Genomic DNA, 21,671 nt, shown 5'->3' on the forward strand with positions numbered 1-21,671 from the left:
AAAGACAACCTCCGGTCAGAGGGTAATGTTTTACGAGGATTATTGTGAGGCTATTAAAGCTATCGTCTTGTTACTTGAAATTCAACCACGATCGGAAAGTGGTCCGAACCCAGATCAGCGCCGACTGCGCGACGGCGAATCTGGATACCCTCTGAAAACAGCGCGTGATCAATGGGAATCCACAAAGGCGGCCAACTCACGGGCCAGGTTGGCTGAATGCCGCGCCCATTCGCGCTATCCTGCAAACCGGAATCGGTCAGCAGCTGGCCAAACCAGGGTGACCAGGGCGAAAGATTCAGATCGCCCAGCAGAAGCAACGGTTGGCGAGCTTGCCGGACGCGCTGAGTCAACAGGGCTAATTGTTCATTACGGCTCTGACTCAGTTCGGCGCTCACTGGCGGCGGTGGATGGGTTCCCAGCAAGGTGAAACGATGCTGGCCGACTGGGATTTCAGCCAGGATAGAGGGCAACTCAGCAGGCCCCCAGCGAAAAATTTCACTTTTCAGAAATGGCTGCCGACTGAATAAAGCGATACCAAAATTATCCTCCCGGGGTTCAGCGACGCGATACGGATAGCCGTCAGCCAGATTCGCCAATTGATCCAGCATCCACGGCGTGATTTCCAACAGCAAAATGAAATCAGGATGCTCATCGGTAATCGCGCGATGGATCGCGGCGGGATCGCGATGCGCCGAGTTGATATTGGCCAGCAATACCCGAAAGACCGGCTCATCATTGCGGGTTACCGCCTCGGCCCCGGGCAAGAGGCGCGGTGTGAGCAGGACTATGTTAAGCAGAGTGAAGCCGGCGAAAACCACCGTCCAACGCCGATGACGCTGGATTAGCGCCGAGATCGCGCCAAGCCCCAGCACGAGCGCATACTGAACCCGGAAATGCGCCGCCAGATCGAACATCCACCAGAACTGGCCGGCTAATCCCGCCAAGGTAGCAATACAGGCCAAAGCGCTAGCCGCGTCCAGTAGACCGGCTAGACGAATGCGAAAGATAGATGACATCGTCGATCTTCCAGGTGGTAAGGAAAAACCCTGATGCTATTCACGAATATCCTTATTTACTCTAAAATGTCAGGTTTTAACATAACCATGCTGACTAATAGGGAATCAACCTATATCTCGAAAAATAATTTGCTGACCCAATGAACGCTAATGATACAGGGTACAGTAATAAAACCATTAACTAACTAACTACCAAAGCGAGGAACCCGACCTGATGAAAAATGAGATTGCTCGACCTGTGAAGGCCAAACGCTACGCCAACGAGGGATTGATGCCTGTCGATAAGTACAGTTGTCCCTATCGTGGCGAGGCCTCCTGTGTCAGCGCGAGTGGCGGCAGTTACTGCGGCGGTTACGGGGGCGATGCCCCCATCAAAGGCACACAACTTCACTCGGTTCGGTGTCTGGAGGAGAACAACGCGGATTTTGCGCTCTATCATTGGTTGAAAATGCCGCGCCGCTTGGCTTATCCCTTGTCCCATCGTTAGTAGAAGCATTTTTCCGGTAATCACGCACCCGTCAAACGGGCGTTCAACATAGACATAATGCGCCAAGGTCGGCTTGTAACTCCCTGGTGGTGAATGCAAATTCACTCTGGATTCGCCACCATTCTTATCGCCTATTGCGCAATCTGGACCCGAACCTTCTGGTCGTTGCGCCATTCGCCAACAATTTTCTGGCCACCCTCGTAGAGCACTCCCTGGCCGTGCTTGCGGCCGTTGCGCCATTCACCCTCGTAGCGATCCCCGTTGCTGTAATAATAGGTTCCCTGACCATTCGGCCGATCGTTAGCGAATTGCCCTTCATAGCGATCGCCACGATTGGCGTAAAGGTAAACTCCCTGGCCATTCTTGCGACCGTTCCGCCATTGTCCATCGTAGCGGTTACCGCTGCGATAGTAGTAGGTTCCTTGCCCATTGATGACTCCGTTGCGCCATTCACCTACATATTTTTCGCCCCGTCCGGCGTAGACATAAGTCCCCTGACCATGCATTTTGGCGTTGCGGAAGTCCCCAGAATACTCACTGCCATCCGGGTAACGGTAGGTTCCCTGACCATTTTCGCAATTGCCGCTGAGACAGTTGGGCGCTTGGCGCCCGAGAGTGGCGACTTGGCGCTCCGGCGATTCGGGTTTAACCGGTTTAACTGCTGGAGGCGGTGGTTTCGGGGTAACGGCGGGCGGTTCTGGCGAGGTCGTTGCAACCATTTCCGGTTTCTGCTCTAGCACGGTCCTGGATGCTTGCTCCGCAGGTTGCGGCACCGACACCAGATCAATCGGCGGCACAACCGGCATTTGCGGTTCAGGAGCGGGAGGCGGTGGTTCCGATTTAGGCGCGGGCGGAGCAGCAATTGGTTTTGGAATTTCGGCCAGCGCCAACTGTTGGCGCAACCGGGGCAGTTGCGCGTAGTTTGGGTCGATGGACTCCATCCGGCTCAGGTAACTCCTAGCGCGAGAGAGATTGCCATCCTTGATTGCTGCACTCACCAGCTCCGCGTAGCGCTCGGCGATGCGGTCGATTCCGGCTAAGGCTTCCGCGTTGCCGCGATCCAGCTTTAGCACTTCGTTGTAACAATCCGCCGCATTACCACCTTGCCCGACGGTCAGCCGATTGGCCCGTAGGTGGGCCGCGCATTCGTTTAATAACGCAGCAATTCTAGCGCTGTCATCGACGGGTGGTTTAACGACTGGCGCAGGCGGCGCGGCCCGATCCTCACGCAATTGCTTGCGGACCGCCTGGCGCAACGCCAGCAAGCGTTGATGGTCGGGAACCTGCTGCAAGCCCTGCTCAATGCGCAACAGGCTGGTCTCATAGGCGTGTCGGCGCTGTTCGTCCAGCGCTTGAGTCAGGTACTCATCCGCCTGGCGCTGGCGCTGCGCCGTTTCAGCCTTCTCGCGCTCCATCGCCTCAGCCTGTCGACGGGCCTCCTCTTCTTGGCGTTGCAGGTCCATCTGCTGCCGCAAAACGTTCTGCTTCAAGCTCAACAGGTCCGGATGATCGGGCATCGCCTGCAAGCCCTGCTCAATGTACGCCAGACTGACTTGCAAGGCTCCATCCTGGCGGGCGCGCTGCGCCTGTTCAAAGAACTGTTCGGCTTGCAAACGGGCTTGACGTTGCTGTTCCTGCGCCTCCACCGGTGGAGTCTGAGTATCAACATCTACTGCGGGGGTCTGAACCGGCGCGGTGGCTGGCGGTATTGCCGCGACGGGCGTTTCAAGCAGCGGCTTCACTGGCGTTGAAACCACCGGCGGTGGTGCGGGTCGGATCGTGGGCCGGTATAGAAACCAGTAGCCGCCCGCCAGCGCTGCGCCCGCCAACGCCGCCACAGGTATGCCGATTTTCCAGCCCAGTCCACGGCTCGGTCGCGCCCCGGGAGTCACAACCGGTTGCGCTGGATCGGTCACGCTGAGCAGATCAAAGTCGCCAGCTTCGACAGCGTCAATTGCCGCGATCACTTGCTGACCGCTTTGAAAACGCTGGTTGGGATCTTTCTCCAACAATTTGTTCAGTAAGGGCTGAAAACGCCTGAGATGCGGCGGCACTTCAGGCACGGGCGACGTCACATGCATCATAGCCAGCGCAAAGCTATCTTCCGCCGTGTAGGGCACATTGCCGGTCAGCATTTCGTAGAACAGGACGCCGAAACTGTAGAGGTCGGCGCGAGCATCCACCCCCTGACCGCGAATTTGTTCCGGACTCATGTAGCGTGGGGTGCCTAGCGATAGCCCGGTGCGCGTCATGATTGAATTCGCGCCCAAGGTCTTGGCGATGCCAAAATCGGTCAGCACCGGCTGGCCATTTTCGCGGAACAGGATATTTTGCGGTTTAATATCCCGGTGGATCACGCCGCGTCGATGCGCATAATGCAAAGCGCCCGCGATCGCCCGTCCAATGCTCAAGGTCTCCGTCAATTCAAGGCCCTTGCGGATGCGCTGTTGCAAGGTGCCACCCGGCAAATACTCCATCGACAGATAATAATTACCTTCATGGGAGGCAATATCATAGACCGTGACGATATGTGGATCGCTGAGTTGCGCGATGATACGGCCCTCGCGCAGGAAACGCTGGGCGAATTCTTCATCAGTAGTCAACACTGGCTTGATGACTTTCAGCGCGACGTGGCGATGCAATGACTGTTGAAGGGCGAGATAAACGATCGCCATGCCGCCTTGTCCGAGTTCGCGCTCAATCTGAAAACCTGGAATATGCATGTCTGAATCCCGGAATGCTGGTCTCGATGGCCGCAACCGATGGTCGGTTCAACCTGCGGTGTCGCCTGATGCTGTGGTGCGTTATGATAGGGTTCAATCGACCTGATTGATGATCGTTAACCCGGTTTACGGCAAGCGATACCTGGATATTTTTTATTGAATTTATAGATAGCAAATCCTGTGCCGCCGTTCCGCATTCGAGGATCCTTTTTTCCATGTCCGGTAATACCTTTGGCAAGCTGTTCACGGTCACCACCTTTGGCGAAAGCCACGGTCCAGCGCTTGGGGCGATTGTGGACGGTTGTCCCCCCGGTCTGGAGCTGTCCGAGGCCGACTTGCAACAGGACCTGGAGCGGCGGCGGCCGGGCAAAAGCCGGCATACCACCCAGCGGCGTGAACCGGATGCGGTGCGCATTCTGTCCGGAGTCTTCGAGGGTCAAACGACAGGCGCGCCTATTGGGCTGCTGATTGAAAACGTGGACCAGCGATCGAAGGATTATAGCGAGATTATGGATCGTTTTCGTCCGGGTCACGCTGACTATACCTATCATCACAAGTACGGGTTACGCGATTATCGGGGCGGGGGACGGTCCTCGGCGCGGGAAACAGCGATGCGGGTGGCGGCTGGCGCCATTGCCCGGAAATACCTGCGCGAACGCTACGGCGTACAAATTCGCGGCTATCTGGCCCAGCTTGGCCCGATCCGTCCCGCCAAAGTGGTCTGGGAGGAAGTCGATAACAATCCATTCTTTTGCCCGGACCCGGATAAAGTGACCGAACTGGAAGTATTCATGGATGCGCTGCGCAAGTCCGGCGATTCGATTGGCGCGCGGGTGACTGTTGTGGCGACGGGCGCGCCGCCGGGCTGGGGAGAACCGGTGTTCGACCGGCTGGATGCGGACATTGCCCATGCCTTGATGAGCATCAACGCGGTCAAGGGCGTGGAAATCGGCGCGGGGTTCGCCTGCGTCGAGCAGCGCGGCACAGAACATCGCGACGAGCTGTCTCCTGAAGGATTTTTAAGCAATCACGCCGGGGGGATGCTGGGCGGAATTTCCACCGGCCAGGACATCATCGCCAGCATCGCCCTGAAACCGACCTCCAGCATTCGATTGCCGGGGCGGACTATCAACATTCATGGTGAACCGGTGGAAGTTGTTACCGAGGGCCGGCACGATCCCTGTGTCGGCATCCGTGCAACGCCGATTGCCGAGGCCATGCTGGCGCTGGTGCTGATGGATCACGCCTTGCGCCACCGTGCGCAGAATCTAGATGTGCGTTCAACGACGCCGGTGATTGCGCCCTCTCCGCCAACCCCACTATAGCGATTCCTCGATAAGTTGTGGAATCATCTCACCGACGAGGTAACAAAACTACCACGCTTTAGGCTGAAAGCGTTCATCGTTGCGAATCACTAACTGTTCCCCGCTCTGGCCAATCACATAAAATCCTTGTCGATAGGCATATTGGGCCACATTGTCCGGAATCACCATCGCCGATACAGCGCCAAGCACCCGTTTGTTCGCATAAGTCGGCAATAACCGTTTAAGTTTGTCCAGTCGCTCGCGATGTTCATTCACATCGTCCACCGACAGCAGGCTTTTGCATTCAATCGCAATCACGTCCGTGTCATTGACCACCAGTAAATCCACTTCAATCCCTTCGATTCCGCGTTGTGCGCTGACGTTCTGGTGCACTTCATGAACCGCGATCCCGCGTTCCTGAAACAGTCGCACCGCTGCTGGCCGCACGGCGTCTTCAATGTAGTCGCCTAAACGATCACCCAATTTATGAATCGCCGTCGCCATGGATTTGATCTTCTGATCGGTCTCCTGAAACTTGCGGTCCGTGTCTTGCGAACGCTCTTTGAGCAACCGCTCGGTCTCCTGAAATTTGCGCTCCGTCTCTTTTTGCGCTTCGGCAACTTCTCGAAATAATTGCAAGATATCTTCGTAAGTGGTGGACATCATTCGTTCCTCCGGTCGTAAATGGCTCCACTATATCGCTCATTAATCCTTTGGATAAAAAAACCACCCTGGCTTCCCAAAGGCGGTTCATCGACTTACGTTCTTTTCTCGCCCCTTTGAAAAAGCAGCATCCAGTTCCCCCCTTTGAAAAACGAGCATCTAGTGGGCTGACACAGAAGTTTTGACAGGTAGCGGTGGGTGCCCTATGGTTGAGATCAACAGGAGGAATCACCATGGCCCACAAGTATCTGGTTGATCTAACTGAAGAGGAGCGGGAAGACCTGCTGAAGGTCATTCATAAAGGCAAGGCAGCGGCGCGCAAGGTTGCCCGTGCCCATGTGTTGCTGCAGGCTGCGGAAGGGGCGACGGATGAGGCCATTGCCCAAAGCCTTCACTTGGGGATTTCGACCGTTCATCGTACCCGTCAACGGTTTGTCGACGAAGGGTTGCTGGCGGCGTTAAGCGAGCGGCCACGAGTCGGTTTGCCCCCGGCCTTGACCGGCAAACAGGCCGCCTTTCTGGTCGCCTTGGCCTGTAGTACCCCGCCCGCTGGCCGTTGTCAGTGGACTCTCCAATTGTTAGCGGACCGCTTCATGGAACTCCGGCCCATCGAAGCCATTTCCCGTGAGAGTGTGCGGCGCATCCTTAAAAAAACGACCTCAAACCCTGGCAACGTCAAGAATGGTGTATTCCCAGTGTCAGTCCCGATTATGTTTGGCATATGGAGGATGTGTTGGACCTGTACGCCGAACCCGATGATCCTCAATACCCCCAAGTGTGCTTCGATGAAAGTCCGGTGCAATTGACCAGCGAAACCCGCTGTCCTCAACCCGCCCGCCCGGGTCAACCGGCGCGCTATGACTGTGAATACAAACGCGAAGGCACCGCCAATTTATTTCTATTCGTACAACCCTTGCGCGGGTGGCGTCATGTTAATGTCACGAAACAGCGCACCAAACGCGATTTTGCCCAGCAAATGCAGCAACTCGTTGATGTGTACTTTCCGAAGGCGGAGCGAATCCGGTTGGTCGTGGATAACCTCAATACCCACACTCCTGCGGCCTTGTATAGTGTCTTTTCTCCAGAGGAAGCCCGCCGGATCACCCGCAAGCTCGAATTTCATTACACCCCCAAGCATGGCAGTTGGCTCAATATGGCGGAATGTGAGTTCGCTGTTCTCGCCGGCCAGTGTTTGAATCGCCGCATTGCGAACCTCGAAACTTTGCGGAAGGAAATCGCCGCTTGGCAAGGCCCACGCAACCTACGTCAGACCAAAATCCACTGGCAGTTCGGCACCGACTTGGCCCGGGTCAAACTCAAGCGCCTCTATCCTCCCTTGAAATCTTCTGAAACCCCGGTGGACCTAGAAACCTCTGAACCTGTCAAAACTTCTGTGTCAGCCCACTAGTGGGCTGACACAGAAGTTTTGACAGGTAGCGGTGGGTGCCCTATGGTTGAGATCAACAGGAGGAATCACCATGGCCCACAAGTATCTGGTTGATCTAACTGAAGAGGAGCGGGAAGACCTGCTGAAGGTCATTCATAAAGGCAAGGCAGCGGCGCGCAAGGTTGCCCGTGCCCATGTGTTGCTGCAGGCTGCGGAAGGGGCGACGGATGAGGCCATTGCCCAAAGCCTTCACTTGGGGATTTCGACCGTTCATCGTACCCGTCAACGGTTTGTCGACGAAGGGTTGCTGGCGGCGTTAAGCGAGCGGCCACGAGTCGGTTTGCCCCCGGCCTTGACCGGCAAACAGGCCGCCTTTCTGGTCGCCTTGGCCTGTAGTACCCCGCCCGCTGGCCGTTGTCAGTGGACTCTCCAATTGTTAGCGGACCGCTTCATGGAACTCCGGCCCATCGAAGCCATTTCCCGTGAGAGTGTGCGGCGCATCCTTAAAAAAACGACCTCAAACCCTGGCAACGTCAAGAATGGTGTATTCCCAGTGTCAGTCCCGATTATGTTTGGCATATGGAGGATGTGTTGGACCTGTACGCCGAACCCGATGATCCTCAATACCCCCAAGTGTGCTTCGATGAAAGTCCGGTGCAATTGACCAGCGAAACCCGCTGTCCTCAACCCGCCCGCCCGGGTCAACCGGCGCGCTATGACTGTGAATACAAACGCGAAGGCACCGCCAATTTATTTCTATTCGTACAACCCTTGCGCGGGTGGCGTCATGTTAATGTCACGAAACAGCGCACCAAACGCGATTTTGCCCAGCAAATGCAGCAACTCGTTGATGTGTACTTTCCGAAGGCGGAGCGAATCCGGTTGGTCGTGGATAACCTCAATACCCACACTCCTGCGGCCTTGTATAGTGTCTTTTCTCCAGAGGAAGCCCGCCGGATCACCCGCAAGCTCGAATTTCATTACACCCCCAAGCATGGCAGTTGGCTCAATATGGCGGAATGTGAGTTCGCTGTTCTCGCCGGCCAGTGTTTGAATCGCCGCATTGCGAACCTCGAAACTTTGCGGAAGGAAATCGCCGCTTGGCAAGGCCCACGCAACCTACGTCAGACCAAAATCCACTGGCAGTTCGGCACCGACTTGGCCCGGGTCAAACTCAAGCGCCTCTATCCTCCCTTGAAATCTTCTGAAACCCCGGTGGACCTAGAAACCTCTGAACCTGTCAAAACTTCTGTGTCAGCCCACTAGTTCCCCCCTTTGAAAAAGGGGGGTTAGGGGGGATTCAGTCACAACGACCAGGCAAGACGGAAACCCACAACGTCACGGTGTAACTGGAACCGCAGTTGATACCACCCGGGCTTGCTAGTGATGGTGACATTGCTATACCGATCTTAGTGATGGTCAAGGCAGCAGCGGCACTGCTCTCAATGCTTGTGGAATGGCTATGCCTGTTAGTTTAGGAGGTGGGTTTTTCTGAATTTCTCCTGTTGATAAATCAAACGCATAGATAAGTGTACCTCCACCCAAAATATAAAACCTGTTATTCTCAGGGTCTGACGTGAGAGTATTAGCATAAAATCCACTTAACCTAATAGTAGTCTCCAGAATGGTTGATGCCCCACTCAACGGATTAATAACGTAGAAATTACCGGAATTACCATCAGAAACCCGAGCTAGAAGCTTTCCTTCTCTTCCTAACACAACGCCATTTATACTCACATAGTCTAAATCTAATTGTTTGACAGTCTCAGCTCCTGTTGATGAGTCGAAACTATGGAGTACCTTAGAGCCATTAACACCAATGATATAAAATTTACCATTAGCTATATCAGCGGTAAACGTCCATGGAACAAAGGTGCTTGAACTGGCAATAGTAAACGGTGAGTTTATGCCCGTTGAAGGATCAATCTTATAAATTGTCCTATTCTCCGGCCTGAATCCCATCACAACTCCGGAACCTACAGTTATTATTTCTGCAAGATTTGGTACTGGAGGACTCAGTTTTTGTTGCTTTAGGAACGATCTTGTTGCTAAATCAAAAGTGTAAATGCTTTGGTCAGCCGTGGTGATGTAGAAATGGCTAGCTTCAATGTCAATTGCGAGTGAACTCCACGCGCCCAATGAAACTTCGACAGGTGAAGAAGCTACCCCAGTTAAAAAGTTGACATTGTAAATCAGATTTTTACCCGTAGTGGGCTGACACAGAAGTTTTGACAGGTTCAGAGGTTTCTAGGTCCACCGGGGTTTCAGAAGATTTCAAGGGAGGATAGAGGCGCTTGAGTTTGACCCGGGCCAAGTCGGTGCCGAACTGCCAGTGGATTTTGGTCTGACGTAGGTTGCGTGGGCCTTGCCAAGCGGCGATTTCCTTCCGCAAAGTTTCGAGGTTCGCAATGCGGCGATTCAAACACTGGCCGGCGAGAACAGCGAACTCACATTCCGCCATATTGAGCCAACTGCCATGCTTGGGGGTGTAATGAAATTCGAGCTTGCGGGTGATCCGGCGGGCTTCCTCTGGAGAAAAGACACTATACAAGGCCGCAGGAGTGTGGGTATTGAGGTTATCCACGACCAACCGGATTCGCTCCGCCTTCGGAAAGTACACATCAACGAGTTGCTGCATTTGCTGGGCAAAATCGCGTTTGGTGCGCTGTTTCGTGACATTAACATGACGCCACCCGCGCAAGGGTTGTACGAATAGAAATAAATTGGCGGTGCCTTCGCGTTTGTATTCACAGTCATAGCGCGCCGGTTGACCCGGGCGGGCGGGTTGAGGACAGCGGGTTTCGCTGGTCAATTGCACCGGACTTTCATCGAAGCACACTTGGGGGTATTGAGGATCATCGGGTTCGGCGTACAGGTCCAACACATCCTCCATATGCCAAACATAATCGGGACTGACACTGGGAATACACCATTCTTGACGTTGCCAGGGTTTGAGGTCGTTTTTTTAAGGATGCGCCGCACACTCTCACGGGAAATGGCTTCGATGGGCCGGAGTTCCATGAAGCGGTCCGCTAACAATTGGAGAGTCCACTGACAACGGCCAGCGGGCGGGGTACTACAGGCCAAGGCGACCAGAAAGGCGGCCTGTTTGCCGGTCAAGGCCGGGGGCAAACCGACTCGTGGCCGCTCGCTTAACGCCGCCAGCAACCCTTCGTCGACAAACCGTTGACGGGTACGATGAACGGTCGAAATCCCCAAGTGAAGGCTTTGGGCAATGGCCTCATCCGTCGCCCCTTCCGCAGCCTGCAGCAACACATGGGCACGGGCAACCTTGCGCGCCGCTGCCTTGCCTTTATGAATGACCTTCAGCAGGTCTTCCCGCTCCTCTTCAGTTAGATCAACCAGATACTTGTGGGCCATGGTGATTCCTCCTGTTGATCTCAACCATAGGGCACCCACCGCTACCTGTCAAAACTTCTGTGTCAGCCCAGTAGTTGAATCGTAACCAATAGCGATGCCATTACCACCAGACGGGCAATGATTCGCCGTTACGTCAAAATTCACCGTCAAGTCTTCATACTGACGGATGAAGCTCCCCAAAGCGCTGTGGCCGCTAAACCGCAGCGTATATTCACCGGAGGCATCGGCGCTGAACCAGACATCACGGTTAGTCGCGCCCTGAATCAAGCGCACCCCGTTGCTCGGCATCACCACCGACCACTGGGCGCTGTCGTTCTCAAAGGCATTGAAGGTCACCGGCCCACCGAACAGTGTGCGGAACGGATTGGCGATATTTTCAACATCGGCGGTCAACGCCACCGCCCGGCAATCCTCGGTTGTGCCACCCGTGGTCTGGCGCGGGGTCAGCTTGGGCAGCCCAAGGATCGTTTCAGGTTTGATCAGCTTGAATTCATGGAACTGGCTTGGGTCCTTCGGATAGCCCGCAATCGTTTTATCAAATACTTCCAACCCTACGCGGAATTTGCCATCCATGCCGCCGCCGAAGTTCAGTTTGGTAAAGCGGTAATCAACATCCGTACCCTCGTTCACGCCGCTGCCGTCCGCCAGCAACTCATAGAGGAAATGGCCCTGCAAAGCGGTTTCCGCATACAGATACGGTTCCAGAATCAACCGCCCGGTAGCCACATCATAGAAGCTGATTTGCAAATCCGGCACGAAGCGCAGTTCCGCGTAAGCATGCGTATCCGCCTCACCCGACAACTCGAAGCGTTGCCACGGTTGCGCGTCGTGCAGAACCTGCCATTCCCCGTTGCGGTATTCCAACCCGGCTTTCAGGTCATAGCCGATATTCAAAGTCTGAGTCAGGTCGAGCGCCGCGTCCGCACTGGCCTGATACTCCAGATTCAGCAAAAACCGCCCGTTGATGATGATCGGCACACTGCCGGCCCAGAAGATTTTGGTGAAGCGCTTATTGACCAATGTGTAGCTGTTAGCGTAGGACGCCTGTCCGGTCGCCTGTACCCGCACCTGACTCTCAAAGGATACCGGTCCCTGGACGACAACTTGGCCGTAATCCCCCCGCCCCCCACGGATGTGAGACTCGGCGTGAATCGCCGGCTGAAAATCGACCTTAACCGTGGCGTCCAGGCTAATCTGGCCGTTGCTACTGGTGATACGGCGCTCCTCGGGAGGCGGCAGATCCCCCCAGGAGACGGCAATGGGTACCTCGAATTCGATTATAGTCGAACAGTTTTTGGATAGTTTGCCATGTGCTCAGGCCACTACAGTATTCCTTGCTGGAAGGGCAATCAACATAAAACTGTTTGACTATAACGCTACTGTGCCCGTCCGAGCGTTATTATCGGCGCTATCAGCGCGCGCATCGACCGTTGACCGAGCGAGCACGGCAGGTGTTGCACCGGGTACAGCGCTAGTTACCGCGTCGGTCCATGGTGGTGGTGGCCGATAGCAGCTTTGCGGTGTTGGAGCTGTTGGCGGCGGTCACCTGCGAGACGTTCAGCGTCGTAACGCGGCTGCGGTTGGATGCAGCGCTGTATGCGCCGGCACCGTCACGCGTGGCCGGTCGCGGGGGACGGCCGCGCAAAAAAGGCCAGCGTCTGCCCACACTCGCGCAGGTGGCCACCGACCCGACGACCGACTGGCAGCCTTGAACCGTGGCCCTGTGGTATGGCGAGGTCCACCGGATGGTGGAGATCGCTTCGGGCACAGCCGTATGGTACCACGCGGGCAAACCGCCGGTGGCCGTCCGCTGGGTGCTGATCCGCGATCCCCAGCAACGCTTTGATACTCAAGCGCTGCTATGCACCGATCCCAACGCGCTGGCAGCGGATGTCGTGCGCTGGTTTGTGCGTCGCTGGTCGGTTGAGGTTACCTTCCAAGAGGCGCGAGCGCACCTCGAGATCGAGACCCAGCGCCAGTGGTCGTGGCATGCGATCGCGCGCACCACGCCGATACTCCTCGGGTTATTCTCCCTCGTAACACTCATCGCCGATCGGCTCGTTGTCGGTTGTGCGATACCGGTACGCACCAGCGCTTGGTATCGAAAAACCCAGCCCACGTTTAGTGATGCGTTGGCGCTATAGTCAAACAGTTTTTATATAGTTTTGAAAACTGCCGCCAGCGCATCAAAGAGATTTTGAAAATTTCCAATAATTTTCCTCAACTTTCCCTTAAGAATAGCCCAGTAATTTTCGATAAGATTTAAATCCGGTGAATAAGGAGGCAAAAACAGCAATCGATGACCATTGTCTTCAATGATTTCTCGTGTTTCTTCGGATTTGTGAAAACGGGCATTATCCATCACGATCATGCAATTTTTTGGAAGCACAGGAATTAAGCATTTCTCAAGCCAGGTATTAAATATCTCGGTATCTGTATAAGATTGATAGGCGAGTGGCGCAATAATTTCATTGTTGAGTAGTCCACCCAATAAATTTAGTTTTTCAGTAGGTCTGCTTTTCCTTTCACCAAAAATAATTTCGCCCCTTGGACTCCAGCCATATTCATTTCTGATATTGTTATGAAATCCAGATTCATCCACATAAACAACTTGTTGAGATTCTTCCCCTCGGGATGCATTCGCCTCTAATTGCTGGGCAAACTCCGTCCTTTTTTGTTCATCCCTTTCTTCGTAGAGAAATTGTTTTTTTTATAGGTTATTTTTAGGGCTTTCAATCTTGCTTGAACCGATGAGGGTTTAACAGAAAAATGTTCCGCAATTTGTTTAAGGGTCGCCGAAGGATTGTTTCTAATGTAATCCGTTAAATCAGAGTCACTAAATTTTCTTGCACGAAATTTGGTTCTTTTTTTGGGTTTAACATCCCCCGTTTGCAGATACTGACGAAGCCAACGATTCAGGGTGTCCATCCCTATTTTGAAAAGCGTAACAATATCAATTTTCGACAGGCCATTTAAGTAACTCTGTATCACTCTTGTTCTTAAATCTTCACTATACGGCTTTGACATTACAGTACTCCTTATTGAGCTAACTTCTTCATTATATATTAACTAATAAAAAACTGTTTGACTCTACTTTAGAGTCGCAGACAAAACCAAATACGCAGTGTTCTTTACGTTCACTGGCTTTGGCAACAAAGCGGGCGGTGTAGGGCCGAAGCTGATCATCGACCTGCGATTCTTGCGGGGTCCAGCGCAGCGTACCCTTGCCCAGCGTATCGCTCCCGGAAGCGTTCGACGTCCACTCCGCGCCATAATTGGCGGTGTTCTTGGGAACCTTGGGGTGGGTCATCTCCAGAAACAGCAGTTGAGTAACCTCATAGTCCGCCGTACTGCTGGACTCGATTTCAGCGCTGACATCAATGATTACCTCACTGCGCGGCTCGACGCAGATCGTGCCCGGATAGGTGACTTTGAGCGGGGTATCGTAACTGACGCGCCGTTGGCCGTTGGGACTGCCGTTGCACACCACCGGCGTATCGGCAGCGGTGGGCGTAAGCCGCATCTTCACCGTGGGCGTCACCGGCGCGGGCGGATCGGTCTGAATCAGGGTCAATCCGCTCTCGGGCCAAGTGAGTTGCCGCGTATTGCCGCTGCGCTTCACCCGCAATCCCCGACTCAACGCCTGCATCCCGTTCGTCGTTTGCGGGACATCAATCAACCGGACATCGGTCGAAAACTCCAGGTTATCAAACGCCTCGTTCAGCGCCGCCGGTTCGGTCTGCACCGTGACTTGACTGCCGCTCTGGTTGACCGACGTCGCCCGGCGCAAAAAGCCCTCGCCTTCCGGGGACACCAGCAGATCACCAATTTGTGGCGCAGTCTGCCCGGTAGGCAATTGATAACGCACCTGATCCACGGTCACCGTCTGCCCCAGCGCGTGGTCTGCATCGAGAATCTGGCGCGGCTCCGCGCTTTCATCGGGTGTGCTGGCCGCCGTGGTCACGCTCAGTTCATTGCTCCAACTGCTGTGACCCTGACCGTCGCTCGCCTCGACCTTGACGTAGTACAGCGTTTCTGGACTCAAACCGGTCATGGTCGCGGTAATGGCGTCCACGACCTCCGCATAAACGGTGGCGCGGGTCGGGACAAAGCGCGGCGTCAAGCTGGCATGAAGGAGATAGCGAATTTGCGAACTCGGTGTGTCGTTATCAAACGTCGCCAGCCAATCCATTTGAATCCGGTCGCTCTGCAAGGAGGTCGCCGAAACCAACTCCACCCGTTGCGGTGCTTCCGATACGCCGGTTCCATCGACAATCGCCCCATCCAGGCTCGGATTCGCCGCCAGCCACGTCGCCGCCTCGGTCGGTGTAATCGTTCCATTCGCATCTGCCGCGATGAAGGCGATAAATGCTTGGAGCGCGGCCTTCCGCGTCGCATTACTGTCCTGGTTCTCCAGCGTGTTGGCAAAATTAGCGAGCACCGTCCCCCGTGAATCGCCCGCCTCTAGGCGACTCACCCAGAACGCAAAACCTTCCAAGTCCGGGCTTCGGCTCAGCATGTTTTCATACAAGGCTGTCACGAACTGTTCATTCGTCAAGGACGCTGGGTATTTCGCTTGAAACTCGTCCGATGCGACGAAGAAATCAGCAATGGCATTGACATTGCCCTGAAATGGCTCGAAACCTGCGCCCCCGTCCAGATAAACATCGGTCCAGAAGGTGAGTCCGGTAAGGTCGCCATAATCGGGCAACGTCGAGTTGGGCAACGGCGAGCGGCCAAACGCCGCCGCGTAGAACCAGGCAATCGTCGAAGCTGCTGGCGCACTGAACGCCGCTTGAGCCGGCCTTGATGCAACAAACGCCAGCGCCCCCAGTAATGTCAACAGAATGAACGAGAAACGAATCGAGCGCGTCATGATGTGTATTCCTCCATGTCCAGAATGGATAAAGTATAGGGGAAGAGTTGACAATTGCACCATTCAAATCCCCCCTCACCCCCCTTTGCTAAAGGGGGGAACCAACCGCAGGGGAAATGTCTCCCCCCTTTGAAAAAGGGGGGCTGGGGGGGATTCTGGCTGCGCGCCCCCCTCTCCCTTTATTAAAGGGGAGAGCCAACCGCAGGGGAAATGTCTCCCCCCTTTGAAAAAGGGGGGCCGGGGGGAATTCTGGCTGCGCGCCCCTCACCCCCCTTTGCTAAAGGGGGGGAACCGACAGCAGAGGAAATGTCTCCCCCCTTTGAAAAAGGGGGGCCGGGGGGGATTCCGACCTAAACTCCAAACAGCATTTCCACCGCGCCGCTATCCAGATCATAACGCGCTCCAACAATCTTGAGCCGACCGCTTTCCTCGGCGGCGGACAGCACCGGGGATTTCTTTAAGCGTTGGACGACCATTGAAACATTGGCGCGCATGGCGTTTTCCGCGATATCGCCCATGCCCCAGGACTGGGCTTTTTCGATGGCCGGTCTCAGGTTTTGCACAAGATAACCCAGATCGCCGGGTACGGCGCTATGTTCTCCCTTCTTCTTGCCGCCCTGGTGGCCGCCGCCATGTTCCAGTGCCTCAATAGCAGCCTTGACCGCACCGCACCGTTCGTGCCCCAGAACCACGATCAGCGGAATTTGTAATTCAAAGCTGCCAAACTCAATACTGCCCGTGACCGCTTCATCCAACACTTCACCGGCGCTGCGAATCACCAGCAAGTCACCTAAGCCAAGGTCAAAGAGGATTTCCGGCGGCACCCGGGAATCGACACAGCCAAGTACGGTGGCGAAGGGTTTCTGGGAATGGGCCAGGGCAGCGCGGCGCTGAGGGGTTCGGTTGGGATTGATGACGCGGTTGGCGACAAAACGCTGGTTACCTTCCATCAGGCGTTGCAGGGCTTCCTGAGGTGAATTCACCGGCGTTTCGGGGAGGCCATATCCTCCCGCGCCGGATGCATCCGATACTTGAGGCGGCTTCGGCGCTGAGTCCGGATTGGACTCCGCCATGGGTGGATAACCGACGCAAGCGCTCAGGGTGGTGGTCAAGGCCGTAGCGCTGGACAGGCGCAGGAAATCGCGGCGTGATAAGGTGCTTTCAGACATAAGATTCTCTTTCTCTCTGTGCGTGAAGAGTGAGTTTATGGTGGTTACCCGACTTATTGTAAGAGGTCTACCCGCCATTGGCGGCAGAAGGAGCAACTTTTGGGTGGAATCGTCGTGTTGACGCCAGTACTTTATTTGCGCCTGTCCGGTTTTTACCTGTTTTATTTCGCCACGCTAGGTGTTCTGCTGCCTTATTGGGGACTGTATCTGTTGGCGCTAGGTTTTGCGCCGGCGCGGATCGGCGAGTTGCTGGCCATCTCGCAAGTCACCAAAGTGATCGCGCCCAATCTATGGGGCTGGCTGGGCGACCATACCGGTCAGCGTATCCGCATTGTGCGCTGGGCTTGTCTGGCAACCGTGTTGTGCTTCGTCGGCATCTATGCCGCTGGCGGTTCCTACAGTCGTCTGGCGCTGGTGACATTGCTGTTCAGTTTCTTCTGGAACGCGGCGCTGCCCCAATTCGAAGTGGTCACCCTCAATCATCTTGGCGAACAGGTTCACCGCTACAGTCGAGTGCGGCTTTGGGGTTCTGTAGGGTTTATCGGTGCGGCGGTCGGCATGGGTTGGGTGGTCGAGGATTGGGGTGTGGCGACGGTGCCGACGGCGCTGCTCGGTCTGTTCACGGTATTATGGCTGAACAGTCTGGTCGTGCCGGAATCGATCAAAGCGCCCGATCCGCAACCAACGCCGCCGATCGGTCAAGTGTTGCGCCGACCAGCGGTCATCGCGTTCTTTATCGCCTGTTTTCTCAATCAGGCCGCGCATGGCCCGTACTACGGTTTTTTCTCGCTGTACCTGGAAACTTTTGGTTATTCACGCGAATTTATCGGGCTGATGTGGGGGCTGGGGGTTGCGGTGGAAGTTGCTATGTTCGTATTCATGCACCGCTTGCTACCGCGTTTCGGTCCACGCCGGTTGCTGCTGGCGGCGCTAACTATGGCAACGCTGCGCTGGTTGTTGATCGGCCATTTCGCCGCCAATTTACCTGTCTTGCTGTTCGCTCAGACCTTGCACGCTTTTACTTTTGGGGTGTTCCACGCGGCATCGATCCATCTGGTGCATCAATTTTTCCCCGGAGCGTTGCAGGGGCGTGGTCAGGCGCTTTACAGCAGTTTGAGCTTTGGCGCGGGTAACGCAGTCGGTAGCCTCGCCGCGGGCTATCTGTGGCAAGGGCTGGGACCCGCTATGATGTTCAATCTGGCGGCGATCCTGGCGGCACTGGGGGGATGGGTGGCCTGGCGGCGGCTATGGCCCTAGAAGGAGGCCGCGTTTGACCAGATGGTCATCGGCGCCGGATTCAGCGCGACAATCGCCAGCGCCTGACGATCGGAGCCGGTCAACATCAATACAGTTGCCGCCGTTGCCCCCAGATTCGGTATCTGGAGCGTACCATTTTCCGGACTAAACGCTACTTGACAATCTTCAGCTTCGGTTTGCCGCGACTCGGCTTGGCCGGTGGCTGATCGGATTGTGGCGCATCAGGCGGCGCGGGTGGTTCGTCGCCATCACTCTGTTCTTCGCTAAAGGCCATGCCCTGGCCGTTTTCGCGGGCGTAAATCGCCAACACTGCCGCCACTGGGATTTGCACCACGCGGGCGACCCCGCCAAAACGAGCGTTGAATTCGATCCAGTCGTTGCCCAATCGCAGATCGCGCACCGCCGCTGGATTGATATTGAGGATAATTCGGTTTTCGCGCACGTGTTGTTTGGGGACTTCCACGCCGGGTAGCTCGGTGTTGACCAGGATATGTGGCGTCATTCCGTTGTCTTCAATCCACTCGTAAATGGCGCGAATGAGATAGGGGCGGGTCGAAGTCATCGTGGATCGATTGAGATCATTGGAAAAATAAATTTTCCCCGCTGAAAGCAGGGGCCGAGCCGGTCAGCCGTTTCGCCAGGGAGTGAATAGGGTTGCCGCTCCCCGGCGAAATCAGCATTGTTAATGCACGTCCTTCCAGTATTCCCTCTTAAGCAGATAGAACACTACGAACGCTAGGAACAGGAACAGAACCACCCAGACACCGATCGCTTGGCGCTCCAGCTTAATGGGTTCACCAACATAAGCCAGGAAATTCACCAAATCCGCCATCGCTTCCTTGTACTCCGGTGGACTCATGCTGCCCGGTTGGACCAATTCAAACCCCGTGAGCGTTTTGACTTCATGACCCTCGGCATTTTTATGGACTTCATAGACCGGCTTCTGCATACCCTGGAGTTGCCAGAGAACATGCGGCATCCCCGCATTTGGAAAGATAGCGTTGTTTACGCCAAAAGGCCGGCTGGAGTCCTCGTAAAAAGTCAGCAGATAGGTGTAAAGATAGTCCACTCCCCGAGAGCGGGCGATTAGGGTCAGATCGGGCGGCGTTACGCCAAACCATTGCTTAGCTTCGGTTTTTGGCATGGCATTCTTCATCAGATCGCCAACCTTGGCGCCGGTGAAGATCAGGTTCTCCTTGACCTGCTCGTCGGTCAGGCCAATATCGCGGGCCATGCGGTTATAGCGCTGGTGCTCCAGAGAATGACAGCCCATGCAGTAATTGACGAACAGCTTGGCGCCTTTTTGCAGCGATGCATCGTTGTGCGGGTCAATGGGCGCGGTCATCGGATGGAAGCCGCCGTCACCGGACGCAACAGTCAGACCCGGCAGAGTGAGTAGCGCGAGTGCAATCAGGATTTTTTTCATTGCTCAGTCACCCTTTCCGGTACGGGCTTGGTCTTTTCAATCGCCGGCAGGAACGGCAACACGGCGAAAAAGGCAAAGTAAATGCAGGTGCAAAGTTGCGCCAGACTGGTGCGGGCGGGCGTGGTCGGCAACGCGCCCAAATAGCCCAGGATCAGGAACGACACCACAAACGCCGCTAACACGAGTTTGAAGGCAAGACCGCGATAACGGATGGATTTGACCGGACTGCGATCCAGCCAGGGGAGGAAGAACAGGACGACGATGGCGCCTCCCATGACCAGCACCCCCCAGACCTGGGTGCCCGCGAAGGAGGGCACGGCCCGCAACATGGCGTAAAACGGGGTAAAATACCAGACGGGCGCAATGTGCGGCGGCGTCTTCAATGGGTCAGCCGGATCGAAGTTTGGATGTTCAAGGAAATAACCGCCCATCTCGGGGATGAAGAAAATAACCACTGAGAAGAAAATCAGAAAGACCACCACGCCGACCAGATCCTTGACGGTGTAGTACGGATGGAAGGGAATACCATCTAGCGGGATGCCATCCGGGCCTTTGACTTTCTTGATCTCGATGCCATCGGGATTGTTGGAGCCGACTTCGTGCAGCGCGATGATGTGAGCGACCACCAAGCCAACCAGCACCAGCGGCACGGCAATGACATGCAGCGAGAAGAAGCGGTTCAACGTCGCGTCGGACACCACATAGTCGCCGCGAATCCAGATAGACAGATCAGGACCGATGCCGGGAATTGCGCTGAACAGGTTAATAATGACTTGGGCGCCCCAGTAGGACATCTGGCCCCAGGGCAGCAGATAGCCCATGAAGGCTTCAGCCATGAGGCATAAGAAGATGATGACCCCAAAGATCCAGATCAACTCGCGCGGTTTCTTGTGCGAACCATAAATCAGCGCGCGAAACATGTGCAGATAGACCACGATGAAGAAAGCCGATGCGCCGGTGGAGTGCATGTAACGAATCAGCCAGCCCCAATCAACATCGCGCATGATGTATTCCACTGAGGCGAAGGCGTCAGCGGCGGCGGGCTTGTAGTTCATGGTGAGCCAGATGCCGGTCAAGATCTGGTTAACCAACACCAGCAGCGCCAGGGAGCCGAAGAAGTACCAGAAGTTGAAGTTCTTTGGCGCGTAATATTCCGTCAGATGCTCGCGCATCATCTTGGTCAGCGGGAATCGCTCGTCAATCCAGCCGAGCAGCCCGGTCGTACCTTGTGTATTGGCCATTATGCAGTCTCCGGGTCAACGCCGATTAACACACGGGATTCGCTCAGATACCGGTAGGAGGGCACCACCAGGTTGGTCGGGGCGGGGACGCCCTTATAGACCCGCCCGGCCAGATCAAAGCGCGAACCGTGGCAAGGACAGAAGAACCCGCCTTTCCATTCCGGTCCCAGATCGGCGGGCGCCACATCGGGACGGAAGGTCGGCGAACAGCCAAGGTGAGTGCAGATGCCGACCAGCACCAGGGTTGCCGGGTTAATGGAGCGATAGGCATTCTGTGCGTATTTAGGTTGCTGGCTAGCCACCTCGGAGCGGGGATCGGCCAGTTCGCCATTCAGGGTAGGCAAATCATCCAGCATCTTTTTGGTGCGTTTCAGCAGCCAGACCGGTTTACCACGCCACTCGACGGTCATCATGGCGCCGTCTTCCAGTTTGCTGATGTCGGCTTCCACCGGGGCGCCGGCAGCCTGAGCGCGCTCGCTGGGCGACCAGGATTTTAGAAAGGGGACAGCGACGAACGCCACACCTACGCCGCCGACCACGGTTGCCGTGGCGGTCAGAAAGCGGCGTCTGCCGAGATCGACGGCACCTACCGTACTCATAAGCAGTCTCCCGATTATCGGTTTATCGTTGATATAAAAAGAGTTGGCAGCCCGGAGGGCGTCACGGTCGCGCTGGAACCGGATCATGCGCCGCCGCCGGGCCAAAAATGGGGGCTTCTGCAAAACCCACTGCGGTGATGCT

At 55.5% G+C, this 21,671-nt stretch carries 15 protein-coding genes and 5 pseudogenes; 6 read left to right on the top strand and 14 right to left on the bottom strand.

Annotated features, from left to right (window positions below; translation table 11 throughout):
- Window positions 1-59: 59 nt before the first annotated feature.
- A complete protein-coding gene (locus tag H6973_08930) occupies window positions 60-1,016 on the bottom strand; it encodes an endonuclease/exonuclease/phosphatase family protein (GenBank protein MCP5125741.1) in 957 nt (318 codons plus the stop codon).
- A 214-nt stretch (window positions 1,017-1,230) separates the two neighbouring features.
- On the opposite strand from H6973_08930, the gene H6973_08935 reads away from it, so the two are divergent.
- Complete coding sequence (locus H6973_08935; protein MCP5125742.1) at window positions 1,231-1,503, top strand: hypothetical protein; 273 nt, start codon at window positions 1,231-1,233, stop codon at window positions 1,501-1,503.
- A 131-nt stretch (window positions 1,504-1,634) separates the two neighbouring features.
- On the opposite strand, the gene H6973_08940 is transcribed toward H6973_08935, so the two are convergent.
- Window positions 1,635-4,226 carry a protein kinase gene (locus H6973_08940; GenBank protein MCP5125743.1) on the bottom strand — a complete coding sequence of 864 codons (2,592 nt, stop codon included), beginning with the start codon at window positions 4,224-4,226 and terminating at the stop codon, window positions 1,635-1,637.
- A gap of 215 nt (window positions 4,227-4,441) precedes the next feature.
- Between H6973_08940 and aroC the strand changes: the two genes are divergently transcribed.
- A complete protein-coding gene (aroC, locus tag H6973_08945; protein ID MCP5125744.1) occupies window positions 4,442-5,551 on the top strand; it encodes a chorismate synthase in 1,110 nt (369 codons plus the stop codon).
- A 48-nt stretch (window positions 5,552-5,599) separates the two neighbouring features.
- Here aroC and H6973_08950 read toward each other — a convergent pair whose 3' ends face one another.
- Window positions 5,600-6,193, bottom strand: coding sequence for a DUF3782 domain-containing protein (locus H6973_08950; GenBank protein ID MCP5125745.1), 594 nt, complete (start codon window positions 6,191-6,193; stop codon window positions 5,600-5,602).
- Between the two features lie 233 nt (window positions 6,194-6,426).
- Between H6973_08950 and H6973_08955 the strand changes: the two are divergent.
- Together H6973_08955 and H6973_08960 are read left to right on the top strand one after the other, a co-directional pair.
- Window positions 6,427-7,601, top strand: a pseudogene (locus H6973_08955) (IS630 family transposase).
- Window positions 7,602-7,671: 70 nt separating this feature from the next.
- Window positions 7,672-8,846, top strand: a pseudogene (locus H6973_08960) (IS630 family transposase).
- Between the two features lie 153 nt (window positions 8,847-8,999).
- Here H6973_08960 and H6973_08965 read toward each other — a convergent pair.
- From H6973_08965 to H6973_08975, 3 genes and pseudogenes are all read right to left on the bottom strand, one after another.
- Window positions 9,000-9,719, bottom strand: a complete 720-nt coding sequence (locus H6973_08965; protein ID MCP5125746.1) for a hypothetical protein — start codon at window positions 9,717-9,719, stop codon at window positions 9,000-9,002.
- Between the two features lie 61 nt (window positions 9,720-9,780).
- Window positions 9,781-10,961 (bottom strand): annotated as a pseudogene (locus tag H6973_08970) (IS630 family transposase).
- A gap of 48 nt (window positions 10,962-11,009) precedes the next feature.
- Window positions 11,010-12,029, bottom strand: a complete 1,020-nt coding sequence (locus H6973_08975) for a hypothetical protein (protein ID MCP5125747.1) — start codon at window positions 12,027-12,029, stop codon at window positions 11,010-11,012.
- A gap of 296 nt (window positions 12,030-12,325) precedes the next feature.
- Here H6973_08975 and H6973_08980 point away from each other — a divergent pair.
- Window positions 12,326-13,105, top strand: a pseudogene (locus H6973_08980) (transposase).
- Window positions 13,106-13,116: 11 nt separating this feature from the next.
- Here the strand turns inward: H6973_08980 and H6973_08985 are convergent.
- The 4 genes and pseudogenes from H6973_08985 to H6973_09000 all read right to left on the bottom strand — a co-directional run bounded on the left by H6973_08985 (window position 13,117) and on the right by H6973_09000 (window position 17,006).
- Window positions 13,117-13,653, bottom strand: a pseudogene (locus tag H6973_08985) (IS630 family transposase).
- Window positions 13,608-13,988, bottom strand: a complete 381-nt coding sequence (locus tag H6973_08990) for a transposase (protein ID MCP5125748.1) — start codon at window positions 13,986-13,988, stop codon at window positions 13,608-13,610. The pseudogene H6973_08985 and the gene H6973_08990 overlap by 46 nt, the downstream one beginning before the upstream one ends.
- 31 nt (window positions 13,989-14,019) lie before the next feature.
- Entirely contained in the window at window positions 14,020-15,837 is a 1,818-nt protein-coding gene (locus H6973_08995) for a DUF4214 domain-containing protein (GenBank protein MCP5125749.1), read from the bottom strand.
- A 350-nt stretch (window positions 15,838-16,187) separates the two neighbouring features.
- Window positions 16,188-17,006 carry a carbonic anhydrase gene (locus H6973_09000; protein ID MCP5125750.1) on the bottom strand — a complete coding sequence of 273 codons (819 nt, stop codon included), beginning with the start codon at window positions 17,004-17,006 and terminating at the stop codon, window positions 16,188-16,190.
- A gap of 117 nt (window positions 17,007-17,123) precedes the next feature.
- Here H6973_09000 and H6973_09005 point away from each other — a divergent pair, with 117 nt between their 5' ends.
- Window positions 17,124-18,263, top strand: coding sequence for an MFS transporter (locus H6973_09005; protein MCP5125751.1), 1,140 nt, complete (start codon window positions 17,124-17,126; stop codon window positions 18,261-18,263).
- 151 nt (window positions 18,264-18,414) lie between these two features.
- On the opposite strand, the gene H6973_09010 is transcribed toward H6973_09005, so the two are convergent.
- The 4 genes from H6973_09010 to petA all read right to left on the bottom strand — a co-directional run bounded on the left by H6973_09010 (window position 18,415) and on the right by petA (window position 21,529).
- Complete coding sequence (locus H6973_09010; GenBank protein MCP5125752.1) at window positions 18,415-18,825, bottom strand: ClpXP protease specificity-enhancing factor; 411 nt, start codon at window positions 18,823-18,825, stop codon at window positions 18,415-18,417.
- Between the two features lie 120 nt (window positions 18,826-18,945).
- The gene (locus H6973_09015) at window positions 18,946-19,689 is read right to left on the bottom strand and encodes a cytochrome c1 (protein ID MCP5125753.1); all 744 of its coding nucleotides are present in this window, start codon (window positions 19,687-19,689) and stop codon (window positions 18,946-18,948) included.
- Window positions 19,686-20,930: a cytochrome bc complex cytochrome b subunit gene (locus tag H6973_09020; GenBank protein MCP5125754.1), complete on the bottom strand. Its 1,245-nt coding sequence runs from the start codon at window positions 20,928-20,930 to the stop codon at window positions 19,686-19,688. The genes H6973_09015 and H6973_09020 overlap by 4 nt, the downstream gene beginning before the upstream one ends.
- Entirely contained in the window at window positions 20,930-21,529 is a 600-nt protein-coding gene (gene petA, locus H6973_09025; GenBank protein MCP5125755.1) for a ubiquinol-cytochrome c reductase iron-sulfur subunit, read from the bottom strand. The genes H6973_09020 and petA overlap by 1 nt, the downstream gene beginning before the upstream one ends.
- Window positions 21,530-21,671: the final 142 nt, after the last annotated feature.

This window comes from Gammaproteobacteria bacterium (genome assembly GCA_024235095.1).
In the GTDB taxonomy this organism is placed as follows: Bacteria; Pseudomonadota; Gammaproteobacteria; order Competibacterales; family Competibacteraceae; genus UBA2383.

Bases quoted from the DNA above. Each gene is read 5' to 3' on its own strand.
- H6973_08995 (MCP5125749.1), bottom strand. From the start codon at position 15,837: ATGACGCGCTCGATTCGTTTCTCGTTCATTCTGTTGACATTACTGGGG.
- H6973_09010 (MCP5125752.1), bottom strand. From the start codon at position 18,825: ATGACTTCGACCCGCCCCTATCTCATTCGCGCCATTTACGAGTGGATT.
- H6973_08940 (MCP5125743.1), bottom strand. From the start codon at position 4,226: ATGCATATTCCAGGTTTTCAGATTGAGCGCGAACTCGGACAAGGCGGC.
- H6973_09000 (MCP5125750.1), bottom strand. From the start codon at position 17,006: ATGTCTGAAAGCACCTTATCACGCCGCGATTTCCTGCGCCTGTCCAGC.
- aroC (MCP5125744.1), top strand. From the start codon at position 4,442: ATGTCCGGTAATACCTTTGGCAAGCTGTTCACGGTCACCACCTTTGGC.
- H6973_08950 (MCP5125745.1), bottom strand. From the start codon at position 6,193: ATGTCCACCACTTACGAAGATATCTTGCAATTATTTCGAGAAGTTGCC.
- H6973_08990 (MCP5125748.1), bottom strand. From the start codon at position 13,988: ATGTCAAAGCCGTATAGTGAAGATTTAAGAACAAGAGTGATACAGAGT.
- H6973_08930 (MCP5125741.1), bottom strand. From the start codon at position 1,016: ATGTCATCTATCTTTCGCATTCGTCTAGCCGGTCTACTGGACGCGGCT.
- H6973_09015 (MCP5125753.1), bottom strand. From the start codon at position 19,689: ATGAAAAAAATCCTGATTGCACTCGCGCTACTCACTCTGCCGGGTCTG.
- petA (MCP5125755.1), bottom strand. From the start codon at position 21,529: ATGAGTACGGTAGGTGCCGTCGATCTCGGCAGACGCCGCTTTCTGACC.
- H6973_09020 (MCP5125754.1), bottom strand. From the start codon at position 20,930: ATGGCCAATACACAAGGTACGACCGGGCTGCTCGGCTGGATTGACGAG.
- H6973_08935 (MCP5125742.1), top strand. From the start codon at position 1,231: ATGAAAAATGAGATTGCTCGACCTGTGAAGGCCAAACGCTACGCCAAC.